Below are 20,823 nucleotides of genomic sequence, written 5' to 3'. Positions count from 1 at the left end.
GGATAAAAAAGGAACCCCATTAGCTTGTTTTTCCGCCATTTTGTCGGTTACCCCCTATTTATCGCTGCTAATGCATGCAGTAGAAACATTTTATAACATCTGCGTTTCATATGATGATAGAAGCAACTCAGCGTACCTGTTGGTTGAATTAGCAACAGGTACGATTTGGAAATGTAAGTTTTTGCATCATTGTGACCGGGTTTAGTTGTTAACTCGGTCGAATTCAGCATAGTATTTAAAGAGTTAATAGATGTAGGATGGTCGATGGAAAAGTTTTACCACTTCATGACGCTAGCAAGTATTGTTCTGTACTGGATTCTTGTCGCAGGTGTCACCTTACGCGTAGTACTTAAACGTCGAGCAGTCAGCGTTTCCCTTGCATGGTTGATGGTGATTTATATTATCCCCATTGTGGGCGTTGCCTGTTACTTCCTGTTTGGCGAGCTCAATTTGGGACGCAAGCGAGCCGATCGTGCCAAAGAAATGCTATCGCCTTTTATTGAATGGTTCTCTCAACTGCGTAATTGCCACGCACACTCTCCAGAAAACTTTGGCAGGCATATTTATCGCATTGACGAGCTTTGCAACAATCGCCTTGGTTTGCCGGCTTTAAGTGGTAACGAGCTTTCTCTGCAAAATTCTCCAGAATCAGTGATGCGCTCAGTAATCGACGATATTGAGCAAGCACAACATAGCATTCGCATGGTGTTTTATATTTGGCATCCTGGCGGAATGGCCGATGAGGTAGCCAATGCGCTAATCTGAGCCGCTGCGGGGAGTCAAAATTAAGTTGCTTCTTGATTCTGCAGGCAGTCCACGCTTTTTCCAGCCCGTGGGTTGAGAAAATGAAGCAAGTCGGCATCACTGTTGTTCAAGCTTTAGAAGTTAGCCCGTGGCGTATTTTTTTACGTCGTCTTGATTTACGTCAACATCGCAAAATCATCATTATTGATGAAAAAATTGCTTATACCGGATCGATGAATATGGTCGATCCAGCGTTTTTCAAACAAGATGCAGGCGTGGGCCAATGGATAGACATCATGGTGCGAGTCACAGGGCCAACCGTGAACGTCTTATCTGCAATCCACAGTTGGGACTGGGAAGTCGAGACTGGCGAGCGTTCTTTCCCTCCGGTCCCTGAATGTAAAGTTGATGAAAAACTTGCGGAACATCCGATTCAAGTCGTGCCATCAGGCCCCGGAATGCCAGAATATCTGATTTATCAAGTGCTCACTTTAGCCATTCATCAAGCCAATAAATCAGTAAGAATTACTACGCCATACTTTGTGCCAAGTGCGGACTTGCTCGAAACGCTAAAGATGACGGCGCAACGAGGCATCACTGTTGAGCTGATTATTCCGCATAAGAATGACTCTCTGATGGTGCAGTGGGCATCTCGCGCGTTCTACAGTGAATTAATGCTCGCTGGCGTAAAAATTTATGAGTTTTATGGTGGCCTGCTGCATACCAAATCAGTCGTAATTGACGAGCAGTTCTGCTTGGTTGGCACGGTTAATATGGATATGCGCAGTCTATGGCTCAATTTTGAAGTGACGTTAGCGATTGATGATCTAGACTTCACGCGACAAATGCATCAATTGCAAGATCAGTATATTGCACAATCGCATACGGTTTGTTTAGAGACTTGGCGTGAACGTTCGATTTTCTCTCGCTTTTTAGAACGCACCTTCTATCTCTTCAATCCATTACTCTAACTCCGTTCAGCATAGAGGTGTTGGTAACGACACCTCTCATTTCTACCCTCGCATCTGCTCATATCTCAAACTTACAAATAATAATTTGCCTTACTGGTGTTGCATGAATGATGAGATTGCACAGTGACTAAGCCAATCATCCCTTGCTTTGTATACCCCGGCATGTTTTAAATAAAGGCATTCGGTAGAATAAGGATTTAGTAATGTCAGAAGGGAAAAAGACCAAACTCATCACCGCTGGACGTGATAAAAAATGGACCAACGGTGTGGTTAACCCACCCGTACAACGTGCCTCTACAGTTATATTTGATACGGTTGCAGAGAAAAAACACGCGATTATCAATCGTGCCAACCAAACACTATTTTATGGTCGCCGTGGCACACACACCCATTTTGCTCTGCAAGATGCGATGGTTGAAATTGAAGGTGGTGTTGGTTGCGCTCTTTACCCCTGTGGTACCGCGGCAATTTCAAACTCGATTTTAGCCTTTGTAGAGGCTGGCGATCATATTCTAATGGTCGATACGTGCTATGAGCCAACACGTGATTTTTGCAATAAGATCATGAAAAAAATGGGGGTAGAAACCACCTATTTCTCGCCAACCATTGGTAAAGAAATCGAAGAGTTAATCCAACCCAATACCAAAGTGTTATTCCTTGAATCGCCAGGCTCAGTAACCATGGAAGTGCAAGATGTGCCAACACTCACCAAAATTGCCCATCAACATGACATCGTAGTGATGCTTGATAATACTTGGGGGGCGGGAGTGAACTTCTCACCGTTTGATTTTGGTGTGGATATTTCTATTCAAGCGGCAACCAAGTATATCGTTGGTCACTCCGATGTCATGATAGGAACCGCTGTCGCGAACGAAAAATGTTGGGATCAACTGCGCGAACAAAGCTACTTGATGGGGCAATGCATTTCTCCAGATGATGCTTACCTTGCACTGCGCGGTATTCGAACTCTCGATGTGCGCTTGCGCCAACATGCCGAAAGTAGCTTAAAAGTCGCTAACTGGTTACAGTCGCGACCAGAAGTAGACCATGTAAGACACCCCGCGTTAAAGACTTGTCCCGGCCATGAATTCTTCCAGCGTGATTTCACTGGCAGTAACGGACTGTTTTCATTTGTACTTAAAACCTCTGATACAAAGGCAACAACAGCGCTACTCGATGGGATGAAACACTTTAGCATGGGCTACTCTTGGGGTGGTTTCGAAAGCCTAATACTGGCCAATGAACCTAAGAGTTTTGATCATTTACGTACAGTAGCTCACCCGCATTTTACTGGCACGTTGATTCGCCTTCATATCGGGTTAGAGGATGTTGATGATCTTATTGCTGATTTAGAGGCTGGCCTAGCACGCTACAATAGCGTGATACTCGAGAGTGCCGCCGAGTTGTAATTGTACTCAAGTAACCTCAAGGTGCTAGGTTCAGCGAGAATAGCTTGGTTTGTAGACGAGGCAGCGATTTGAAAATCTAGTGGCTCTAAATCAAAAATCGATAACGAAGAATACGAACCAGGTTAACTCGCCCTTCGGGAGCAAGTCACTACACCGATTTCAGCGTCAAACTACTCGAAAATAGATGGCTATTTCGCTTCGTAGTTTTCCTTAAAATCAACGCAGTGGCAATGCTCTGAATCCGGCATCTTGAAGTCACTTGAGTACACATCCTATGAGAGTGAAAGTAAAAGCCCGCTAAAGTTTAGCGGGCTTTTGTTTACGGAACGGAATAATCGTTACACTTGAGTCTTTTTGGGACAACCATCTAAATGATCATCTACCATACCGACAGCTTGTTGGAAGGCATAGCAGATTGTCTCTCCGACGAACTTAAAGCCGCGTTTCTTGAGAAACTTACTCATAGCTTTAGAACTTTCCGTCGAAACAGGTACGTCTTCCATTGACTGCCAATGGTTGATCACTGGTTTATGATCAACAAATTGCCAAAGCGCCTCAGACAAGCTGCCATATTCCGTAATCAATGCCAATGCCGCTTTGGCATTGGTGAATACAGAAGCAATTTTGCCACGGTGCTTCACCACATCAAATTGAGCGATGATCTCATCAACTCGCTCATCTGCCCCGGCTTCCACGTATTGGGCCAGCTTCAGTAAATCATACCCTTCAAACGCTTGGCGATAACCCTCACGCTTTTTCAAAATGGTGATCCAGCTTAGCCCAGCTTGCGCTCCTTCCAAGGTTATAAACTCAAACAACTGAGTATCATCGTAAACTGGAATCCCCCACTCTTTATCGTGGTACTCCCTCTCTAACTCATGCTTTAGTGCCCATGCACAAACTTGATGATCCATTATTCCCCTGCCGGTTCGAGTTTTGTTGCAGCATAACTCGGAACAGGTACGCGGTGGAAGAGTCGATACAGTACCGGAACCACAATTAGCGTCAGTACCGTAGCAAAACCCAAACCAAACATAATAGTCACCGCCATCGGTTTGAAAAAGATATCCGGCAGTAGCGGCACCATACCTAAAATGGTGGTAATCGCCGCCATACAAACAGGGCGTACACGACTAAGTGCGGCATCTACGACAGCCGTGTATGGCTCTTTACCAGCATGGATTTCGATATTTATCTGATCAAGCAATACGATACCGTTTTTCAACACCATTCCTGAAAGGCTCAAAAAGCCAAGTAACGCCATAAAGCCAAATGGGGTATTGAGAGCTAACAGCCCTGTGGTTACGCCAATAATCGCTAGCGGAACAGTGCACCAAACAATCAGAGGCTCTCGAACCGAATTAAACAAGAACACCGTAATAAGGAACATAAATAGGTATCCCAACGGCATGGTGGTAAACAGTGATGCCTGCGCGTCACCAGACGACTCATATTCCCCACCCCACTCTAAGCTGTAGCCAGATGGCAGCTCAATGGCTTCAATCTGGGTTTTAATTCGTTTTTGCAGTGTCGCAGCGGTTTCTTCACCCAAAATATCTGGGTCCGCCATGATGGTCAGCACTCGTTTGCGGTCTTTACGCACTATGATTGGGTCTTCCCAACGCATGTCGTAACCCAACGTCACTTGTTGCAGTGGAATATATTCACTTAATGCCGGGCTCCAGATCTTCATTCCTTCAATATTACGAATATCCACACGCTCACCTTCTGGTAAACGCGCCACAATTGGCATTAGTGTCGTGCCATCCCGATAAACACCCACTGGCATGCCTGAAAAAGACATCGCAAGGAAATCATCCACGTCGGATTTAGTAATACCGTAACGTCTTGCTTGGCTCTCATTAAACTGTGGCTCAAGGATCTTAGTTCGTTGGCGCCAATCATGACGAATATTGGTTGCACCTGGATCAGCATGCAAAATCGCTTCAACTTGAGCGGCAATTGAGCGTAATACAGTTGGATCTGAGCCGATAATACGTGCCTCAATTTTCGCCCCACTGCCCGGTCCTAATTCAATTTGCTTGAGTTTGTAGTTAATCTCAGGGTAGTTCTTCACTACGTGTTCTCGAAAACGACTCATGAGATCCGCCAATTGTTCATAACTGGCCACTCGAGTGGTAATTTCACCATAGGCGGCATAACTTTTTTCTGGTGCATAGGTCAGCATAAAGCGTTGTAAACCTTTACCCGCCGTCGTTGTTACATGTTCCACCCCATCTTGCGCAGCAATCCATGTCTCTAACGCTTTTAACTTGGTATTGGTCGCGCGTATGTCAGTCCCTTCTGGCAACCAAATATCGGCTTGGAAGATTGGCGTAGTTGAAGATGGGAAAAACGACTGTTTTACATGAGTAAACCCGTAAATACTCGCCGCAAGCCCCACGACCAATACGATTACGGTAAGCCACGCACGGCGCATACAAAACTCGAGAAAACCCTTGTAAACAACAAAGATAACTCCGTTGTACGGGTCAGAATCTTCATCGCCTTGAGGGACTTTTTGACCTCGGAAAAACAAATCAGCGAAAAATGGCGTCAGTGAAATAGCGGTAAACCAACTCAACATCAAAGAAATAAGAAGAACGGTAAATAAAGTACCGCAGTACTCACCAGTGGAGTCTTCAGATAACCCGATTGGCGCAAAGGCAGTCACCGCTATCACCGTTGCGCCAAGCAAAGGCCACTTGGTTTGAGTAACAATGTCAGTGGCAGCTTGCAGCCGCGTTCTCCCTTTCTGCGTACCAATTAAGATCCCTTCGACCACCACTATCGCATTGTCCACCAGCATCCCGAGCGCGATGACCAACGCCCCAAGCGATATGCGCTGCAAATCGATTTGGTAGTATTTCATAAAGATAAAGGTGCCGAGTACCGTGAGCAGCAAAATCAGGCCAATCAATAAACCTGATCGTAAGCCCATAAAGAACAGCAGAACGATAATCACGATCGCGACTGCTTGGCCTAAACTGACCACAAATCCTCTTACCGACTTATCCACTTCTTTTGGCTGACTGTATATCTCTGAGATCTCAATACCAACGGGTTGTTGATACTTAAGTTCAGCCAGACGACGATCAAAGCTCTTACCCACATCAACCACGTTGACGCCTTGCGCAAAAGAGATACCTAAGTTGAGCGCGACACTGCCATTAAACGTGATTAAGTTACTCGGCACTTCTACGTAGCCACGTTTTATCTCTGCAACGTCACGCAAATAGATAAGCCCCTGAGCACCGCTCTCAGTAATGATCAAATCACCCAGTTGCTCAACACTTTCAAACTCTCCTGTCGGATGAATACGAATATATTCATCACCAATACGCACCGCGCCTGCACTTGAAACGAGGTTTTGCGTAGCGAGAAGATTAAATACCGTATTCGGTGCCAAACCAAGACTGGCCAAGCGTTTCATCGATATTTCAATGAAAACCTGTTCTTGTTGCTGCCCCGTCACAGAGACCTTGCTTACCCCATCAACCAGCTCTAACTCACGGCGCAAATAATCAACATAATCCAGCAACTCTTTATAGCTATAGCCCTCACCGGTAACCGCTAACAAAATTCCGTACACATCGCCAAAATCATCAATAACTTGAGGATCATTGACACCTGGAGGTAAGGAACCTTTAAGGTCATTGACCTTACGACGCAATTCATCCCATATCTGTGGCAAATCGTCCGGGCCATAATTGTTTTTCATGGTGACGGTGATCTGCGATAAGCCACGAGTAGAAATTGAATTAATCTCATCAACGTAAGTTAATTGTTGAATTTCCTTTTCGAGTGGATAAGTGACTTCTTCTTCCACTTGTTGCGGTGTTGCTCCTGGGTAAGAAGTAACGATCATTGCATCCTTGATCGTAAAGGCAGGATCTTCCAAGCGCCCTAACCCGAAAAATGAAGCGATACCTCCAATCAAAAAGATCAGAGCAATCATCCAACTGATGACGCGATTACGAATAAAGTAGGCTGCAATACCCGTGATGTCATCGTCTGTTTGAGGCTGGTTGCTTTTACTGTTCATTTCCTGCCTCCTTGGCTACCGTTTCCACTTTCAGTCCATCAGTCAACCGCGAGATACCCGCGGTTACAATGGTGTCGCCTGTCGCTAACCCCGATAGGATTTGTACCGAATTTTTGGTTGCTTTACCCAGCGTGACCTGTGTTTTACTCACTGTATTGTCAGGGTTGAGTAACCATACAAATTTGTTTTCTTTATTTAAATCATCGCCGTCTTGGTTAAAAATCGCCTCAATCGGCACCTGCACTCCCTCGCGGAGATCGAGTCCAACATCCTCATGATTCGATGTCACCTCAACCGCCATGCCATCAAGAATGTATTCATCCTTTGGCATTAGAAGTGACAACGTAACATTAAATGTACCTGTGGCGGGGTCTGGCTCTGTCGTAAATTCCTTAATCCGTGCGTGATATTGATTGCCGCTTGGCACACGAACAATGGCATCGATGCGGGAAAGTTTTTCTTGCTCAGGCTGGTTGACGTAAATACGATCTGGTAGCTGAATTAAGACTTCCACACTATCAATGCTGTGAATATTCACTATGTTTTGGCCCACCTGAATATTTTCAAACTGATCAACCGCGACGCGCGAAATAATGCCATCCACTGGCGCCTTGAGGTGGGTAAAAGATAACCTAAGTTTGGCAAGCTCCAACTCCGCGAGCGCTATTCTTCGCTCTGCTGCGATTTCGTCAAATTGAGACTTCGCTAGTAGGCCTTTCTTTACCAGCGGCTGAGAGCGGCGATATTGACTATCAATCACTGAGTAACGTGCGGAAGCATTATCCACTTCAAGTTGAAAATCTGTTGGCTCTAACTCGGCGATCATCGCACCTTGCTTCACCATATCCCCCTCTTTGACATAAACTCGGCTAACCTCGCCTGCAACACGAAAACTCAGATGAGAACGCTCCGCTGCATTCGCAACGGCAGGAAAATAGAGGTTGTCTCCACGCTCAATAGGCTTCACCACCAGTGTTTCAACTTTAGGTAATCCAAGATCGGTATAATCTACTGGCTCACCACACGCCGTGAGCAAACCAAGTACTGAAGAAATTAAAATAATTCGACTTTTCATTCCTACAGCCCCCGCTCTTTGATCCATTCGCGTACTTTAATCCCTGGTGTGATACCACTGACCCCAGACATCACGATCTTATCCCCATCATTAAGTCCAGAGACCACTTGTTGTTTGTCGTTGAGCTCTACCGCCGCCTTTTCAACGATACCCTGATCGTTGACGCGCCAAACGCATGTTTTACCGTTTTCATCAAACAAGGCGGACGAAGGAATTCGGGTCGCTGTCGAAGAGGCTGCAACGACTCGAACCGTGCCAGACATACCTGGCAAAATACCGGTGTTCTCTGGCCTCTCCATCACCATCGTCACTTTATAAGAGCCTGTTTTGGGATCCGCTTCAGTGTCTATCTCTTGAAAAGTAAGTGGGTATGTATTGCCGGGGAACGCGTCAAACAGCATGTAGGCTTCAGGGTTCGCTCCAGTAGAAAAACGCCCTAATAATCCATCTGGCAACTGGAAAAAAACCTTCATTAAGCTATTGGTTTGGATATTCATTACGCCCGCTTTCGCTGCAATGTACTCATGGTTTTCTGCGGGAACGAGAGAGATGGTGCCATCATAGGGAGCAACCAAACGGGTATAACGCAAATTAGCGTTCGCTTGATCTAAATACGCCTTCGCTGAATTGCGATTGGCTTTCGCTTCATCAAAATCCTGCTCCGACACAACGGCATCTCTGCGAAGTTTTTTACTCCGTTGATACTGCACGTCAGCGAGTCGATATTGAGCTTGGGCTTGTTGCGCGAGCAACTCATACTCATCTGGGTTAAGTGTTGCTAACACTTGGCCTTTCACAACAGACTGCCCAGCCACCACATCAATCGTTTGTAAAAGTCCGGGAACACGAAACGCTAATACGGCCCTATCACCCGCTTCGGTTGTGGCAGGAAAGCGGCGTTCAAATGCTGAGTTACCAACAGTAACCGTGAACAATTTGGCGGGACGAGATTCTGGTTCAGGTACAGGAGGAAGATCCTTACCACAGCCAGTCACTACCAGCGTGAAAGCAAGGAAAGAAAAGAATTTGAGCATAATCAATCATCCATTTGTATTGCGAGACTTTTCACCAGCCTTTAACAAAACATAGATGATCGATTTAGATAGTGCCAATCAGAGAGGATAGTTTCAGTAATAAAATTAATCACTTGAGAGGCCAGACAACCTCTCAAGATATCATTGGTTTACGATATGCGTTCTGCTATCGCTTTTTCTTTAAGGGTTCGCTACAGCTTGTTGAATTCGCGGTTGACTTTGAATGTATCTGACGTCACATACGCTTCCATTCGGCGTAGTTTGGTTTCCAGAACACTAAAGTCATTATCCAGCGTCGCCAATAGTTGCTCTGGTGATTGCCCTGACTGCCAAGGCTTATCTTTCAACTTGTGCTCTTGTTTTGCTCTCAATTGCTCAACGTAGTTGGCGGGTTGCTTCTCTAACATCAGCGTCAAAGCGATATAGATCAATAATACTAAAAACGACCCGCCAAGCAGTGCCGCTGAAATAACCAGAATACGCACTAGCCAAACTTCGGCACCAATATAGTTCGCAAGACCTGCACAGACGCCGGTTAACTTTCCATTGACCGTATCACGGTAGAGTTCTTTACTCATAATTGCGCCTCCAACTAGGCGATTCTGCATCCAAAATTCGCTCTAACGTATCGACACGTTTTTGCATCGATTCGGCACGTTCTGATAACACCTGCAAACGTTGATAATCTTCTTGTGAAAGACCGCTGCTGGTTTTTTTCTTACTGCGATAATGCAGGATGAGCCAAAGTGGAGCCACGAAAATCAGGAAAACGATCAGTGGTCCTGCAATCCAAAATGAAGACATAAGTAACTCCTAAATATAGAGGTTACCGACAGACAGTTTGCCTGCCAGAACCTTAATCACAACGTAATCCATAAGCCATGAGACTTCATTATTCATATTGGATTACTTTTTCTCTTCCATTTGCTGCTTTAGTTTCGCCAGCTCTTGCTCAATTTCATCTTGTGCTTGAAGTTCAGCAAACTCTTGCTCAAGTGATTTACCTTGGCCGGTTTTGGCATACAGATCCGCTTCCGCTTCTAGTTCGTCAATTTTGCGAGAGTATTGGTCGAACTTCGCCATTGCTTCGCTAGTGCGTGCCGTATGCAGATGACGTTGAACATCACGACGATTTGATGCGGTTTGACTGCGAATCGCTAGTGCTTGTTGCTTTGCGCGTGTCTCAGTAATCTTACTCTCAAGTTTACCGATTTCACCGGTCAATTTGTCAATCGTTTCTTCAACCAACGTTTGCTCAGTATGCAAACCTTTTAGTACGTCTTGCAACTTTTGCTTTTCAATCAGTGCAGCACGTGCCAAATCTTCTCTTTGCTTGGTTAATGCCAGCGTTGCTTTCTGCTGCCACTCTTTTACTTGATCCTCAATCGCCTCAACTTTACGAGCTAGCTCTTTTTTGTCAGCAATCGCTTTAGCTGAATTGGTGCGTACTTCAACTAATGTATCTTCCATCTCTTGAATAATAAGACGGATCATTTTTTCTGGATCTTCCGCTTTATCCAGCAGTGCACTGATGTTCGAATTTACAATATCGGCGAAACGAGAAAAAATACCCATAGAACGCTCCTTATGTTTCATTATTGCGATTTGTTTACTCTGTTATCCGATAGAGCAATCAAATCTCGTGCCAATATTTAAGTTATTAAATATCAATAACATAATAATCAAACCAGAAATTATTACTTGAGTGAATGATGATTTTCGCCAACTATGGGTAAAATTTACCACTATGCTCGAGTTATAGATTGATGAAACAAAACCTGATTGGGGAATCTCCCGCTTTCCTTTCTGTGTTAGACAAAGTCTCTAAACTGGCCACCATTGAACGACCAGTTCTGATTATTGGCGAGCGTGGTACAGGTAAAGAGTTGATTGCTCAGCGTTTACATTACTTGTCCAAACGCTGGGACCAACCGCTTATTTCACTCAACTGCTCAACACTCAGTGAAGGTCTGATTGACTCCGAACTATTTGGTCATGAATCGGGCGCGTTTACTGGTTCAAAAGGCCGCCATAAAGGTCGCTTTGAACGCGCAGAAAACGGCACCTTATTTCTCGACGAATTGGCCACCGCGCCGCTACTGGTGCAAGAAAAACTCCTTCGAGTGATCGAGTATGGACAATATGAACGCGTAGGTGGGCACGACCTTCTCAATGCCAATGTTCGATTAATTTGCGCAACCAATGCCGATCTACCCCAAATGGCAGCGCAAGGCTTGTTTCGTCCGGACTTGCTCGACCGACTCGCCTTTGATGTTATTCATTTGCCGCCACTGCGCGAAAGACAAGAAGATATTCTGTTATTAGCGGAATATTACGCCATCAAAATGTGTCGCGAACTAGGCTTTGAGTATTTTGTTGGTTTCAGTCGCGCTGCTCAACAAGCACTGCAAACCTATGCTTGGCCAGGTAATGTCCGTGAACTAAAAAATGTGGTTGAACGAGCGGTTTATCAGCATGGTGAGCTTGATCAACCTATTGACGAACTTGTGTTCGACCCATTTGCACGCCACACTTTAAATGAAGTAGATGAAGATACCGAGACAAACCAGTCTCAACGCGACTTTAGCTTTCCGCTTGATTACAAAGAGTGGCAAGAAATACAAGATCAGGAATTGCTCAAAGCAGTGCTCAAAGAGAGTCAATTCAATCAACGTAAAGCCGCAGAGTTACTTGGTTTGAGCTACCACCAATTAAGGGGGATGGTGCGTAAGTACAAACTAGGCAGAGAAAAGTCATCGTAACCATCCAAGCAAGACCTATCGTTGCCATGAAAATCTGAGTCGAAAAACGAGTTTGCTAGTAGGACTCGTTTATCTTTCAAGCTTAATTTAAACGAGGAAGATAAAAAGGCCTCAAGCAAAAGCGCCGAGTTTGTTTACATAACGCACTCTCACATCAACAATATGCTTACTAATCCTCAAAAAATGTAAATTTGCTTTGAGAATAACGTGCTGAGTATCAACAATTAGTAGTCAATCTCGACTTCATTAAGGCATAATTAAAGGTTCCATTGCGCTATAAACGCTAGATCATATGAAAGCATTCATACAATTGACAATTAGCTTCTTCGCTGCCGGTTTTTTAGTCGGATGTGGAGAAGAAATCAGTCACGAGAAAGCACGCCAAACCGGGTTCGTATTTTGTGGGCAAGCAGGCCCTTCGACCTTTAACCCTCAGTTGGTGGACAGCGGTATTACCTCTGAAACATTAAGCTCACAGCTGTTTGATACACTTTTAACCTTAGATTCAACCACTTATCAGCCACAACCAAGTATTGCGGAAAGCTGGGAAGTGAATGACAGTGGCACTGAGTATATTTTCAAACTGAAGCAAAACGTTTCTTTTCAAACTACGCCTTGGTTTACACCTTCTCGCCCGTTAAATGCTCAAGACGTCGTATTCAGTTTCCGTCGAATTGTCGACCCATCACATCCTTTTCACATGGTTGGTGGCGGTCGTTACCCTTGGTTTAGCGGTATAGATTTTCAAAACCTCATTGCTGACGTGATTGCGCTGGATGATGAAACAGTCAAGTTTGTGCTGAACAAACCACACAACAGCTTTCTATCCAATATCGCCACGAGCCATGCGGTCATTCACTCAAAAGAATACGCCAATCAATTGTTGCTTAGTGATGAGCTTCAACGCATCGATAGCCATCCAGTCGGAACTGGACCGTTTTATTTGGACGACTATCAAGTGAATGACTTGGTCCGCCTAAAACGCCACGATCACTATTGGGCTGGGGCAGCGATAATGCGTCAGGTGGTGTTCGATATTTCCCATCGAGGTACAGGTACACTGGCTAAGCTACTGCGCAACGAATGTGATGTACTCACCTCGCCGCGCTCAAGCCAAATTCCTACCATCGAGGCTCACGAGGAACTAACACTCACCGTCAAGCCCGCAATGAATATCTCTTATATCGCAGTAGATACTGAACATCCTGCCTTGAGTGATGTCCGAGTGCGTCGCGCATTGAACCATGCTATCAATCGCAAGAATATTCTTGATTCGGTTTACTATGGCACGGGGAGCAACGCATACTCAGTGCTACCGGAAAATTCTTGGGCGTATAATGGTGACACCGTTCAAGTTCGTTATGATCGCAATTACGCCATTGCTTTACTTCGTGAAGCTGGGTTTGCTGACGGCCTAACGCTAAACATGTTGGTGCCTCTTGAACCACGATCATATAACCCAAGTCCATTGAAAACCGCCGAATTAATTCAAGCCAATCTTGCTGAAATAGGGATAACTCTAAACTTGCTCACCGATGATCGCTTATCTGGTCACGAGCATGAGATCGATTTGTACCTTACTGGCTGGATTGCAGATACGGGTGAACCGGATAACTTCTTACGTCCCCTACTTTCTTGTGATTCTGAGCGAGTAGGCCTTAATATGTCGAGCTGGTGTGACCCGGATTTCGACTTCTTGCTTGATTTAGCATTAGAAGTTGAAACGCCACGCTATCGAATTAATTTATACAAACAAGCACAAAATATCCTGAATTCAGAGTTTCCCGTGATCCCTTTAAATCACGGAATGCAGTTCCAAGCCCATGATAGTTCGTTAGAAGGTTTTAAAATGAGCCCATTCAATGCTCAGCCATTCGATAATGTAGAGAGGGTTCGCTAGATGTTTCTCTACTCGCTTCGTCGACTGAACTTATTTATCATCACTCTGCTGATCCTCACTTTGGTGGGTTACAGCTTACTTCGTTTAGATCCAAACTCACATTGGGCAATGCAACCATTTGGCGCGGGTTGGTTACACTATCTCGGAGAACTTCTCCATCTTAATTTTGGCGTCAATAAAGCCGGCGTACCGATTATTACTGAATTGAGAGCGGTTTTTCCTGCCACGTTAGAATTGGTATTAATCGCGTTCTTAATTTCGCTCTTAATTGGCATTCCTATTGGCACTTTAGCTGGGATGCGACAAGGTAAGTGGGTAGACACCATCATTTCGTTTACCTCAATGTCAGGCTACTCAGCGCCGATATTTTGGGTCGCCCTACTCATGATCATGGTCTTTTCACTTCACTATCAGGTATTTCCTGTCGCGGGTCGCTACGATCTGCTGTATGAAATCGACCATGTCACTGGGTTTGCTCTGGTTGACGCATTTTTAATGCAAGGCCCACAACGCGCCCACGCTCTGCAAAGTGTGATTGATCATCTAATTTTGCCTTGTATCGTACTGGCGCTGGCACCGACCACACAAGTTATCGGCTTGATGCGCTCCTCAGTATCTGAAGTAATGAGCAAAAACTACATTCGTGCCGCGCGCATTAAAGGTCTCTCTACTCGTGAGATCGTTATGCAGCACGTACTGCGCAATGCGATTCCGCCGATTATTCCTAAGATTGGTGTTCAGCTATCAAGTATGTTGACCTTAACCATTGTTACTGAATCCATCTTTAACTGGCCTGGCATTGGCCGCTGGCTGCTCGATGCATTATCAAATCAAGATTACGTTTCGATTCAAGCTGGCGTTATCGTTGTTGCCACCCTTGTACTCACTGCCAATATTTTGTCTGACTTGATTGGCGCCATGATCAACCCGCTAGTAAGGAAAGAGTGGTATGCTAACCGATAATATTTATCAAGAAGAGCGCATCCCAACTCAATTCGAGCGGTTTTGGCGCAGTTATAGAGCGAACAGTTTGGCAATGTTTGGACTTTGGTGTCTGATCATCATTGCCATTATTACCCTCATCGCTCCTTGGATTACTCCACACGATCCTCAAATGCAAACCGGAGAGCTACTGCTTCCACCATCATGGAGCCCTGCAGGCACTGTTGAGTATTTTCTTGGTACTGACGATTTAGGCCGCGATATTCTGTCTCGCTTACTGGTTGGCACTCAACCCACCTTTGGTGCTGCACTGCTTATCACTCTCGTCGCGGCAACGATTGGTTGTGCTATCGGTACACTTGCAGGGATGACCAAAGGTCTGCTTTCTAGTGTTCTAAACCACCTACTCGATACAGTGATGTCGATCCCTTCACTGCTACTGGCGATCATTTTTGTCGCTTTCTTAGGGTTCGGGGAGTTCAACGTTCTGTTGGCCATTTGTATCGCGTTGATCCCGCGTTTTATTCGCTCGATCTATATCGCTGTACACAATGAAGTTGAGAAAGATTACATCCTCGCCTCGCGTCTTGATGGTGCGAATAACATTTACCTGCTTTGGAATTCCATTTTACCTAACGTTCTAGTCGTGTTTGCTGTCGAGTTTACGCTCGCGCTTTCTATCGCGATTCTCGATATCACAGCACTTGGTTTCTTGGGGCTAGGTGCTCAAGCACCTAGTTCTGAATGGGGCACGATGCTTGGAGACTCGGTAGAGCTGATCTACCTTGCTCCTTGGACAGTAACACTGCCTGGTTTGGCGATTATGTTTACCGTTGTGGTTGTAAACTTAGTGGGTGAAGGCGTACGCCAAGCTCTTAATGCAGGGGTAGAATAATGCCGTTATTAGATATTCGACACCTCACAATTGAGATCGAAACACCGCAAGGTCGCGTGAAAGCCGTTGACCGCATGAGTATGACTTTGACCGAAGGTGAAATTCGTGGCCTCGTGGGCGAATCAGGCTCAGGTAAAAGCTTAGTTGCCAAAGCGATCGTTGGCGTTTGTAAAGACAACTGGACGGTCACCGCTGACCGTATGCGCCTTGGCAATATCGACTTACTACAGTTAACACCTCGTGAACGCCGCCGCGTAATCGCTCGCGATATCGCAATGATCTTCCAAGAACCGTCAACCTGTTTGGACCCTTCTGAAGGGGTGGGTAAACAGCTTATTGAATCAATCCCATCACGAGCATTTGAAGGTAAATGGTGGCAACGTTTCCATTGGCGTCGTAAACAAGCGATTGCCCTACTACACAAAGTTGGTATCAAAAACCACCGCCAAATCATGAGCAGTTACCCGTATGAACTCACCGACGGTGAGTGCCAAAAAGTCATGATTGCGATGGCCATTGCCGCCAAGCCAAAATTGCTGATCGCCGATGAACCAACCAACGATTTGGACCCGATCACGCAATCACAAATCCTGCGTCTACTGAGCCGCATGAACCAAATACATAACACCAGTATTTTGTTAATTGGCCATGACTTGACCACTATCACCCAATGGGCGACTCGAATTACGGTCATGTATTGTGGTCAATCAGTTGAATCCGCGGATACCGATAAGATCTTAGAAAAACCTAAGCATCCTTATACCGCTGCACTGCTAAAAGCGATGCCAGATTTTGCAGAGTGGATTCCGCACAAGCAAAAATTACATTCGCTACCTGGCACGATTCCTCCACTGCAACATTTACCGATTGGTTGTCGCCTTGGCCCTCGTTGCCCATACGCACAACGTCAATGTGTCGAGATCCCAATGCCTATCCGTGTTAAGAACCATAAATACGCATGCCACTTCCCACTCAATACGGAGAAGAAAGCATGAGTGCATTATTAGAAGTCACCAACCTCTCGAAGGTGTTTATCAGTCGACCAGGGCTGATTCGTAAAAAAGAACACGTTGCGGTTCAGCCGGTCAGTTTTACGCTTGAAGCCGGGCAAACTATTGGCTTTATCGGTCAGAATGGTTCAGGTAAATCAACTCTTGCTCGCATGTTGGCAGGCATGGTTGAGCCAACGTCTGGCGAGATTCGCGTCAATGGTGACTTATTGGAACACAAAGATTATTCGACTCGCTGTAAGCTGATTCGTATGATTTTCCAAGATCCCAACACATCACTTAACCCGAAAATACAAATTGGTAAAATTTTAGAAGGTCCACTAAAACGTAATACCAATATGTCTCCGGAAGCGCGTCTCAAACGGGTAAAAGACACGCTGCTGCGTGTTGGCTTACTACCTGAACACGCGTATTTTTACCCACAAATGCTAGCAACGGGTCAAAAACAGCGTGTCTGTCTCGCTCGAGCATTGATTCTACAACCGTCAATCATTGTTGCTGACGAAGCGCTCAATGGTCTCGATATGGCTATGCGCTCACAGATCATCAACTTGTTCCTCGAACTGCAAGAAGAGATGGGCGTGTCATTTGTGTACGTAACTCAGCATATCGGCACCGTGAAACACATTACTGACAAAGTGATGGTGATGCACGAAGGCGCTGTAGTGGAAGCGGGAGATACACATAAAGTATTGAGCGACCCACAAAGCCCGATTACCCAGCGCTTGATTGAGAGCCACTTTAATAAGGCGCCTAATTTCAAGTAAGGACGATAACAATGGCAAGGATCGCCTGTTTAGTTCTCTCATTGCTCATTTCTAGCCACGCATTTGCAGTTCGGCAAACGTGGCTAGAGCCAGAGTTTGTCAAGCGAGCCTTCCTCGAGGTAGCGCTGAAAAATGAATACTCTAGTGGTGACAAACCTCTCGTTAAATGGCATCAACCCATCAAAATATGGGTCGAACATCGCGTTGGTGATATTGAACTCCATGAACAACTCACTAATGCTCATATCGAACATTTACGCCAAATCACCAGTCATCCCATCGAACGCGTTTCAAAGCGGGAACAAGCAAACGTCATCTGGATCTACACAAAAGAATCTTTGTGGCGACAAGATATCAAACGTGAAATTGGGCCTCATGCACTAAAGCATATTCGGGGGGCTATCTGCAAAGCTGGATATCGAGTCTCTGTACAAGATAGTCAAATCATCAAAGCCAGCGTTATTATCCCAGTCGACCAAAGCCGCACTCACGGCAAACTGTTAGCTTGTGTGGTAGAAGAAATCACTCAAGTGTTAGGGCTACCTAATGATTCAGAACTCGCCTATCCATCGATATTTAACGATCAAACACCAGACGATTTGCTATCACCACTCGATGTTATTTTGCTCAAGCTTCTCTATGAACCTGAAATGCGAAGTGGTATGAATAAAGCTCAAGTCACTGAACAGTTGGACAAACTACTTGTTCGATATCAACAACAAGGAATGTTAGCTGAAGCGGTATCTTTGGCTCGTTCAGCTCCCCTGCATCAATTACTTCGGTAACCGTAGTGGCAATAAAAAACCCATCCGAGGATGGGTTTTGGAACCAATGTACTACTTACAAACCACAATTAAGCCAGTTCGTTTTGTAGCCAAGGCCAGCCTTGTTTTTTACGGCTTAGCGTGTTTTCCATCATTAGCATGCCTTCAACTTCATGTTTAAGAAGTTTCTCAGACCACTCACCTTTGTGTAGAAGACGAGTTTGTGCTGTTGTGATGTCAGTTAGCATTACTGCTGCAAACGCTAGGTTTTCTTCGATACAACGACGCTCTAGATCCGCTTCTAGTGCTTCGATCATCTCTGCAACTTGCTCTAGAGTTGCTAGCTCAACTTGACCAACGACTACGTCACGGCCGTTGAATGGGTAACCTTTCAGGTCTTTCTCAACTAGATCAGCAGCAGATAGACCTTCGATGTCTGTCTTAGCGATCAGTAGATCTTTGATAAATGCGTCTACGTCTTGTACATCAGCAATTGCAGCAAGCTCTGCTACTGCGTCTTTGTCTTTTTGTGTACAAGTAGGAGATGCAAAGCCAACCGTATCAGAAAGAATTGCTGACATCATTAGCTTAGCGATTTGTGGTGTGATCTCATGACCTTCAATCTTGAACATGTTGAATAGTACAGTGTTTGTACAGCCAACAGGCCAGATCCAAGCTTCCATTGGGTTTACAGTCATCACATCACCTAGACGGTGGTGGTCAACGATACCTAGGATTTCTGCTTCAGCCACGTCATCTGGTGCTTGCGCTAGATCTGAGTAGTCCACTAGCCAGATTTGCTCACCAGCTACAGAAGTACGTAGTTCAGGAGCTTGTGCGCCTGCTACTTCTAGAATGTGTTGAGTTTCGCGGTTGATTTCACCTTGGCGAATTGGCATTGCTTCAACACCGCGTGCTTTAAGTAGCTCAGTTGCTACGATTGCACTACAGATACTATCACTATCAGGGTTCTTGTGACCTACAACTAGAATCATTGCTCTTCCTATTTAAGTCTTATTGCGTGCCATACTTAAAGCAGGTGTTAGACACTTAGCGTCAAGGTTTGGCTACTTACTTATGAAAGCCGATACTTTACCTGATTTTTGTCATTTGTCATCGGTTTCAGCCATTGGTTAGTAAAGAAAATAATCATAATTATTTTTGTTGCAAATAATTCTCATTGCATATATTAATAATGAGAATCGTTATCATCGAGATGGCAATATGAACTCTACACTATCGACCAAGTTTTCAAATCTGTTTACGTTTAGTCAGTTTGATCTGGCTTATAAACGTCTACTGCTACCCGTGACCTTAATTGCTCTGATAGCAAGCCCAGTGACAAGAGAAGTAACGGTCAACACGCTTTCTGACGCTTTTTGGGCTGTCTCTTGTTACGTGGCATTCACTTTAGCTATCTACCACTATTTATCCCGTTTGATCAGTAAACAGAATAAAGTGGTAACGCTCTTTCATCGCTCACGCAATTACCAAGTCTTCTTTTCTGCGCTTTTAGGCGCGTTACCGGGTTGTGGTGGCGCGATTATCGTCACAACACAATTTGTTAGCGGCCGCGTTGGTTTTGGTGCGATCGTCGCAGTGCTCACCTCGACCATGGGAGATGCCGCATTTTTACTGCTCGCGAGTAAACCGGATATTGGTGTATTCGTTATCGGAGTCGGAATTGTCGTTGGTTGTTTATCTGGATGGCTCGTCAATGCTATTCATAAGGATGACTTTTTGCGCCCTGAATTACAGCAGGCGTTACCAATAGCAGGTTGTAACTCTAACAATGCCAATGCATTTGAGCGCAAAGCAATCAACCTCCAAGGCGCGTTTTGGCAGTGGTTGATTGTACCCGCAACCATCATCGCCGCATTAGGATCGTTTCAAGTTGATATCAACCAACTGTTCCACCTTCCTGAAATGAGTATTGAATGGACAGGTACCATTTTGATCATCGTCAGTATGCTTTTATGGGCAATGACGAAAGAGATCAAAGATTACGAATCGACTGTCTCAGAGGATGCAAAATGTGTCTCTTCGCACCCACTACAAAAAGCCGCACAAGACACCAACTTCGTCACCGCTTGGGTCATTGTTGCCTTTATGGCTTTCGAGCTCGTCGCCTACTTCGGCCATCTTGACTTGCCACTGATATTCTCTGGTTGGGGGGCCTATATGCCACTGATGGGGTTATTGGTTGGTATGTTGCCTGGTTGTGGTCCACAAATACTCGTTACCAGCCTTTATATCTCGGGAGCAGCCCCACTTTCTGCACAGCTGGCGAACTCAATTTCAAATGATGGTGATGCTCTCTTCCCTGCGATTGCATTAGCACCCAAAGCGGCGTTGGTCGCGACCATTTACTCTGCTATTCCGGCTCTCATTGTCGGCTATGGGTTCTATTTCTTGTTTGAGGTGTGAAAACCTCAAGAGCGGAGAATGATAAGAACGCACAATTTAAAAAGCCCAGCATTGCTGGGCTTTATAGTTAAATAATGG

At 45.2% G+C, this 20,823-nt stretch carries 17 protein-coding genes and 1 pseudogene; 10 read left to right on the top strand and 8 right to left on the bottom strand.

Features of this window, described 5'->3' with window-relative positions; translation table 11 throughout:
- Positions 1 to 264: 264 nt before the first annotated feature.
- Together cls and Vt282_RS05415 are read left to right on the top strand one after the other, a co-directional pair.
- A pseudogene (cls, locus tag Vt282_RS05420) lies at positions 265 to 1,715 on the top strand (cardiolipin synthase).
- Positions 1,716 to 1,918: 203 nt separating this feature from the next.
- Positions 1,919 to 3,124 (top strand): cystathionine beta-lyase, encoded by a 1,206-nt coding sequence (locus tag Vt282_RS05415; protein ID WP_162062769.1) that lies wholly within the window; start codon positions 1,919 to 1,921, stop codon positions 3,122 to 3,124.
- A 338-nt stretch (positions 3,125 to 3,462) separates the two neighbouring features.
- Here the strand turns inward: Vt282_RS05415 and Vt282_RS05410 are convergent, their stop codons facing one another.
- From Vt282_RS05410 to pspA, 7 genes are all read right to left on the bottom strand, one after another.
- The gene (locus Vt282_RS05410; protein ID WP_162062768.1) at positions 3,463 to 4,038 is read right to left on the bottom strand and encodes a DNA-3-methyladenine glycosylase I; all 576 of its coding nucleotides are present in this window, start codon (positions 4,036 to 4,038) and stop codon (positions 3,463 to 3,465) included.
- The gene (locus Vt282_RS05405; RefSeq protein ID WP_162062767.1) at positions 4,038 to 7,169 is read right to left on the bottom strand and encodes an efflux RND transporter permease subunit; all 3,132 of its coding nucleotides are present in this window, start codon (positions 7,167 to 7,169) and stop codon (positions 4,038 to 4,040) included. Before Vt282_RS05405 ends, Vt282_RS05410 begins: the two co-directional genes overlap by 1 nt.
- The gene (locus tag Vt282_RS05400; protein ID WP_162062766.1) at positions 7,159 to 8,244 is read right to left on the bottom strand and encodes an efflux RND transporter periplasmic adaptor subunit; all 1,086 of its coding nucleotides are present in this window, start codon (positions 8,242 to 8,244) and stop codon (positions 7,159 to 7,161) included. Before Vt282_RS05400 ends, Vt282_RS05405 begins: the two co-directional genes overlap by 11 nt.
- Positions 8,245 to 8,246: 2 nt before the next feature.
- The gene (locus Vt282_RS05395) at positions 8,247 to 9,278 is read right to left on the bottom strand and encodes an efflux RND transporter periplasmic adaptor subunit (protein WP_162062765.1); all 1,032 of its coding nucleotides are present in this window, start codon (positions 9,276 to 9,278) and stop codon (positions 8,247 to 8,249) included.
- Between the two features lie 191 nt (positions 9,279 to 9,469).
- Positions 9,470 to 9,856, bottom strand: coding sequence for an envelope stress response membrane protein PspC (pspC, locus tag Vt282_RS05390; RefSeq protein WP_162046601.1), 387 nt, complete (start codon positions 9,854 to 9,856; stop codon positions 9,470 to 9,472).
- The gene (gene pspB, locus Vt282_RS05385) at positions 9,849 to 10,082 is read right to left on the bottom strand and encodes an envelope stress response membrane protein PspB (protein ID WP_162046602.1); all 234 of its coding nucleotides are present in this window, start codon (positions 10,080 to 10,082) and stop codon (positions 9,849 to 9,851) included. The genes pspC and pspB overlap by 8 nt, the downstream gene beginning before the upstream one ends.
- 102 nt (positions 10,083 to 10,184) lie before the next feature.
- Positions 10,185 to 10,853: a phage shock protein PspA gene (gene pspA, locus Vt282_RS05380; protein ID WP_162046603.1), complete on the bottom strand. Its 669-nt coding sequence runs from the start codon at positions 10,851 to 10,853 to the stop codon at positions 10,185 to 10,187.
- A 191-nt stretch (positions 10,854 to 11,044) separates the two neighbouring features.
- On the opposite strand from pspA, the gene pspF reads away from it, so the two are divergent.
- The 7 genes from pspF (at position 11,045) to Vt282_RS05345 (ending at position 18,339) form a co-directional block, all read left to right on the top strand.
- On the top strand, positions 11,045 to 12,040 hold the full coding sequence (pspF, locus tag Vt282_RS05375; protein WP_162063685.1) for a phage shock protein operon transcriptional activator: 996 nt from the start codon (positions 11,045 to 11,047) through the stop codon (positions 12,038 to 12,040).
- A 292-nt stretch (positions 12,041 to 12,332) separates the two neighbouring features.
- Entirely contained in the window at positions 12,333 to 13,940 is a 1,608-nt protein-coding gene (locus Vt282_RS05370) for an ABC transporter substrate-binding protein (RefSeq protein ID WP_162062764.1), read from the top strand.
- The gene (locus Vt282_RS05365) at positions 13,941 to 14,903 is read left to right on the top strand and encodes an ABC transporter permease (RefSeq protein WP_162046606.1); all 963 of its coding nucleotides are present in this window, start codon (positions 13,941 to 13,943) and stop codon (positions 14,901 to 14,903) included.
- Entirely contained in the window at positions 14,890 to 15,777 is an 888-nt protein-coding gene (gene sapC / locus Vt282_RS05360) for a putrescine export ABC transporter permease SapC (RefSeq protein ID WP_162046607.1), read from the top strand. Before Vt282_RS05365 ends, sapC begins: the two co-directional genes overlap by 14 nt.
- Positions 15,777 to 16,772 carry a peptide ABC transporter ATP-binding protein gene (locus Vt282_RS05355; RefSeq protein WP_162046608.1) on the top strand — a complete coding sequence of 332 codons (996 nt, stop codon included), beginning with the start codon at positions 15,777 to 15,779 and terminating at the stop codon, positions 16,770 to 16,772. Before sapC ends, Vt282_RS05355 begins: the two co-directional genes overlap by 1 nt.
- Positions 16,769 to 17,554, top strand: coding sequence for a peptide ABC transporter ATP-binding protein (locus tag Vt282_RS05350; RefSeq protein WP_162046609.1), 786 nt, complete (start codon positions 16,769 to 16,771; stop codon positions 17,552 to 17,554). The genes Vt282_RS05355 and Vt282_RS05350 overlap by 4 nt, the downstream gene beginning before the upstream one ends.
- 11 nt (positions 17,555 to 17,565) lie before the next feature.
- Positions 17,566 to 18,339, top strand: coding sequence for a DUF2927 domain-containing protein (locus tag Vt282_RS05345; RefSeq protein WP_162062763.1), 774 nt, complete (start codon positions 17,566 to 17,568; stop codon positions 18,337 to 18,339).
- A 68-nt stretch (positions 18,340 to 18,407) separates the two neighbouring features.
- Here the strand turns inward: Vt282_RS05345 and Vt282_RS05340 are convergent, their stop codons facing one another.
- Positions 18,408 to 19,313, bottom strand: a complete 906-nt coding sequence (locus tag Vt282_RS05340; protein ID WP_162046611.1) for a manganese-dependent inorganic pyrophosphatase — start codon at positions 19,311 to 19,313, stop codon at positions 18,408 to 18,410.
- Between the two features lie 229 nt (positions 19,314 to 19,542).
- On the opposite strand from Vt282_RS05340, the gene Vt282_RS05335 reads away from it, so the two are divergent.
- The gene (locus tag Vt282_RS05335; protein ID WP_162062762.1) at positions 19,543 to 20,745 is read left to right on the top strand and encodes a putative manganese transporter; all 1,203 of its coding nucleotides are present in this window, start codon (positions 19,543 to 19,545) and stop codon (positions 20,743 to 20,745) included.
- Positions 20,746 to 20,823: the final 78 nt, after the last annotated feature.

This window comes from Vibrio taketomensis (assembly GCF_009938165.1).
Classification (GTDB): Bacteria; Pseudomonadota; Gammaproteobacteria; order Enterobacterales; family Vibrionaceae; genus Vibrio; species Vibrio taketomensis.
This window is presented reverse-complemented; position numbering and strand designations above follow the sequence as displayed.